We start from the raw sequence: 4,652 nt of genomic DNA, 5'->3' as shown, positions 1-4,652 counted from the left end.
CAGCTATTGTTGAAGCAGCTCCGGTTAAACCTTGAATTCCTTGATCTCCTTTATCACCTTGTGCCCCAGTTGCTCCTACTAAACCTTGTATTCCTTGATCTCCCTTATCACCTAGCGCTCCGGTTGCTCCTTGAACACCTTGTGGTCCAGCTATTGTTGAAGCAGCTCCGGTTAAACCTTGAATTCCTTGATCTCCTTTATCACCTTGTGCCCCAGTTGCTCCTGCTAAACCTTGTATTCCTTGTATTCCTTGATCTCCTTTATCACCTTGTGCTCCAGTTGCTCCTACTAAACCTTGTATTCCTTGATCTCCTTTGTCACCTTGTGCTCCTGTTAAACCTTGGTCTCCTTTATCACCTTGCACTCCTTGGGGTCCTACTTCTGCTGGGGTGGCAATTAGTGGTGTCGCCCACTCTAATTGACCATTAGACACCATCAAAACTTGACCATTTTGTGCAATAGTATTATCAGGTAGCATAGTCAATTTTATCCAATCTGCATTTTTAAATAAATACAAACCGTTATTTTTATCTGTTTGAAAAACGATCAGACCCTCAACCGCTGCTATTAGTACCCTTTGGTCTTCCGTCATTCGGGGCGGTAAAAAACCTTTGGTAGTTGATTTTAAATCTAAAATCGCAGAAGGGTCTGGAGTACTGCCATCACTATTTATCCCTACAGATTGAGCTGTTGCTGTAAGCGAAAATAGAATTATTAGTGTGAAAAGTAGGTTTTTCATAGTAGGTTTTATTATTGGGAATGCGTTTGTTTTTTTGTTGTTTTTAATATTAATCGTATAACTTAGCTTGGGGCGAGGCTGCAGATTCTTACTTTGCCTGATTAGGAAAAAATCCTAAATACTTTTCAGAATTTTTGAATATTAGATCTGATATCATGCCTATTGAACTGTTAATTTTTTAGTAACGCTTTTTCCTTGGTTCGTAATTTGAACCAGATACAAGCCTCGTATCAAGATACTATTGGGTTTAATAGCTATCAACTTTTGGTCTTCAGTTTTAGTCTCATAAATCGTTTGTCCAAGAACATCAATCATTTTAACGACAACTTCTCCCAGGACATTGCTAGGCAATGAAATATTAAATTGGTTATTGGTAATCGGGTTAGGGTATACAGAAATATTGTCTTCGGCAAAATTTTCAATACTCAATGAATTTCTTTGCAATACAATTTTAAAACGATTAGCGCCGTACGAGCTAGCATCCGCATTAGTTACAAATACCACATCTGTCGTTGCCGTAGTTGCTAATTTGGTAAATTGATTTAGAAAATTATCAAATAAATAAGCTGAGAATGAGCCATCAAAATTATTGAAATCAGTTCTGAATGTATAGTTTTTATTCGATTGGAAATCTTGTAGTTGCACCAGTAATTCATCGGTAACAATCACCTCTGGCCTAGCATCAATACTTAAAGCAATATTATTATTTAAAAAAGCTAGGTCTTCTGAACCGGTAGCCAGTTTAGTTGCGTCACCATTTTCTATAGCATTTGTAAATTGATTTCCAAAAACTACTACAGCCGCATCCAATGGAGATTCACCTAAAGCTAGCTCCCCACTCTGGTAGACCTGTAATTCTAATCGCGATAAAGAAGGGTTTTTTATTTTGTAAAAGTAATTAAGGGCAGAACTGCCGATTTTGTCTGTTTCCCTAAAAGTTAAGGACCCCGCTGTTCCAGCTATTATATTTTTTACAAAAAAGGCTTGACCAGGTTGAATGTATTCGTTAACCCTTGAAGCAGAATTATTAGTTATTCCAGTCGCCGAACTATACACTACATATCGTCCCCTTTTTGAGGAACTTCCCATATTAGCATCCCAAACATAATACGCGTCCGATAAATTTGATTTGTCTAATGTGTTCCAATCAAGCGTGTTTACATATGGATTCCCTACTAAACTATAGCCATCTGTGCTAATATTACTAGTGTCGTTTAATGGTATTTCAGAGCTCTTATCAAAAACTACGGTACCAGTACTCAATATCCCCGTAGCTGAAAGTGTAACTGGATTGTTCATATCTACCGCCCCATCCGCGTTGACATTAACATCTCTATCACCTCGTATAAAAATTTTATACCCTTGCATTGAATTGAGATTCGTAGCGTTTGTATTACTAATAGCACCCCAACCACTTCCTTCGGCTTGCGCATTATTATAAGTGAATAGTGATGCAGCTCCTGTTGGTGTAGCATCAAAACCATTAGCCCCAGTTGTGGAGCCACTAATGAGCGTATTTAATTGCCAGTTGTTATCGATGAAATCATCGGTGGTTACGCTGGGCGTCAAAAACCGAAAAGCATTTTTTCCTAGTGCGATGTAACGTTGCACGGTTACTTTTCCTGTAATATCACTGCCGGCTTTTATGGGAGCAATTACTGCAGAACCCAACGCATTTGAAACTAAGGTAAGCTGATTATTAGCATTTAAAGTACCATTAGATACGGTTAATGTTCCAGTTACATTAATTCTATTATATAGATTGCTCGTACCGCCATGAGCTATTATAAAGTCTTGGGTATTTGTACTACCATTTCCAGCGAAGCTTACTGGCTCAGTAAAAACTACTGTTCCCTCTCTATTATTTATATTTCCGTCATTCCTCCAAGTTCCCCCATTATAGGCAATAGTCACTTCACCAGTTGAAACCATATTAGTTCCAGAACTTACCACAAAACTGTTTTGAGCAACTGAGTTGCTAATCGAAAAAAACAGTACTATGCCATTGAAAAAAAGTAGTTTTTTTTTCATAATGATTCTAATTTCAGTTTACACTTGTGAATTAATTGTAGTTTGTCTTTTACTGCTACTTTTTACAAAATATTTGATCAATATTCCTTCAATAATCAATATCAATCAAGTGTAAAGTAGCTCTCGCAGCCGATTACACTTCAACAAATAAAAAAATTATAACTGTAGAGTGCAAAAATTATTTTACAAATTGCGAGATATGAAACACATTTATTATATTTGGAACATGTTTCTCAATTACATTTCATTTTTTGTAGGCTTTGCTCTAATTATACTTTTACCGGTATTGATTAGCAATAGTAATCTTGGTGTGAAGCTAAATAGATATTTTGTTGCAATTATAGTAGTGGCAGGAGTACAACGATTTGGCTACGGTTTACACGACTTTGGAATCATAAAGCCTCTACTGAATCCGCTTAATAGGATGCTAACCTTCGCTTTTTTTATCCCTCCCATATATTTAATATTTATAGAGAACTTGCTGTTTAAGAAAACGACAATAAAAAAAGAAATCACTCTTTTTGCGATTGCAGCGATTATTGTTCTAGTAACAAAACTGCTCCATTTTAGCAAAGTAACAAATCAAATACTTTTTTTTATCTATTCTACAATATATTTAGGCATGACATTCTACCAAACCTATAAAGTATATACGAACAAAAAAAACACTAAGGAACTACGTGAATATCACATAATTAAAAAGTGGTCCTTAGTAATGGTTTTCCTGTTTACAACCATATACTTCTCCGCTAATATTACTGTTTATTCTTATGTTGAAGGAACATCTGGAGCGGTTTTAAATAATTTTTACATCTTTACTTCTCTCCTTTGGTTATCCTTTGTTTTATATCTTTTAATGCATCCAATAAATTTATATGGAGAAAAGGTTTTATATAAAAAATTAAACAAATCATCATTAGAAGAAATCCAAATTTGGAAAACGAAAACAATAATAACAGAAACTTTTGATTTAGCAATTGAAAATAAAATAACATCTACATTAGAAAATATTATCTTCGACATTAAAACATTTGAAACTAAATTATTTACTAACTTTAATGAAATTCCAACATTAAAAGAAATTTCTATCATTACTGGACATCCACAAAGTCATCTTAAGTATGTTTTTAAATACTATAGTTATTACAGCTTTAGTGAGTATCAAAATGTATTAAAAGTTAAATATTCACTCCAATTGATCAGGGAAGGTTATTTAAAAACACAAACTATAGACTCCTTATCGGTAAAATGCTTATTTAATTCGAGGATTACTTTTTTTAATAATTTTAAAAGACTTGTAGGATATTCACCAACTGATTTCGTTTTAACTATTAGTGATAAATAAATATTACATTTCCTATCTGGGGTAGCAAAGTAGATGCTTTATTAGTTAAACTAACGGAATCGCTTTTAAAAAACAAAGCAAAACTAGTACAATAGCCTGAACCAAAAAAATTATTTAATATATTATGGGCCTTCTACAATAATAGGATCACGGGCTTACGACAACTAAAATAAGTTTGGACAGGCCATTACAAAATTCTCTAATTTGGCCAATGTTAGTTCCATTTTGTATAAAAAAAATATAAGTAACAGACTTATGGTCCAAATCGATCCATAAACAAAAAAGCTTAACCGTTCACGATAGGAATTTGATATAATAAGGAAACAATTTAGATAAAAGAAAAATAGATACGACACCCCAGTTTTTGTACCTCCAGTTAATACTAACCGAAAAAGAAAAGGACTGTCTTTAAGATAGGCTTTTAAAGATAATATGAAACGCATTCAGAATACAGAAAAGCAAGGATCAAGTCTAAATGTTGTGGGGAAATATAAAAATAGAGATATTTGTATTTCAAAATTATATAGAAATGCAAGA

2 protein-coding genes and 1 pseudogene are annotated in these 4,652 nt (G+C 33.9%); 1 reads left to right on the top strand and 2 read right to left on the bottom strand.

Annotated elements, in window-relative coordinates:
* Window positions 1-739, bottom strand: a pseudogene (locus ACEN2H_RS15505) (hypothetical protein); the annotation flags it as partial.
* Between the two features lie 159 nt (window positions 740-898).
* A complete protein-coding gene (locus tag ACEN2H_RS15500; protein ID WP_441733938.1) occupies window positions 899-2,770 on the bottom strand; it encodes a T9SS type A sorting domain-containing protein in 1,872 nt (623 codons plus the stop codon).
* Window positions 2,771-2,969: 199 nt separating this feature from the next.
* On the opposite strand from ACEN2H_RS15500, the gene ACEN2H_RS15495 reads away from it, so the two are divergent.
* On the top strand, window positions 2,970-4,115 hold the full coding sequence (locus ACEN2H_RS15495; protein WP_441733936.1) for a hypothetical protein: 1,146 nt from the start codon (window positions 2,970-2,972) through the stop codon (window positions 4,113-4,115).
* The last annotated feature ends 537 nt before the right edge of the window (window positions 4,116-4,652 follow it).

Source organism: Flavobacterium sp. W22_SRS_FP1 (genome assembly GCF_052113685.1).
Lineage (GTDB): Bacteria > Bacteroidota > Bacteroidia > Flavobacteriales > Flavobacteriaceae > Flavobacterium.
The sequence above is the reverse complement of the archived record's forward strand: the minus strand, read 5'-3'. Positions and strand labels throughout refer to the sequence as shown.

Coding starts and splice junctions, on each gene's coding strand:
- ACEN2H_RS15500 (WP_441733938.1), bottom strand. CDS start 2,770: ATGAAAAAAAAACTACTTTTTTTCAATGGCATAGTACTGTTTTTTTCG.
- ACEN2H_RS15495 (WP_441733936.1), top strand. CDS start 2,970: ATGAAACACATTTATTATATTTGGAACATGTTTCTCAATTACATTTCA.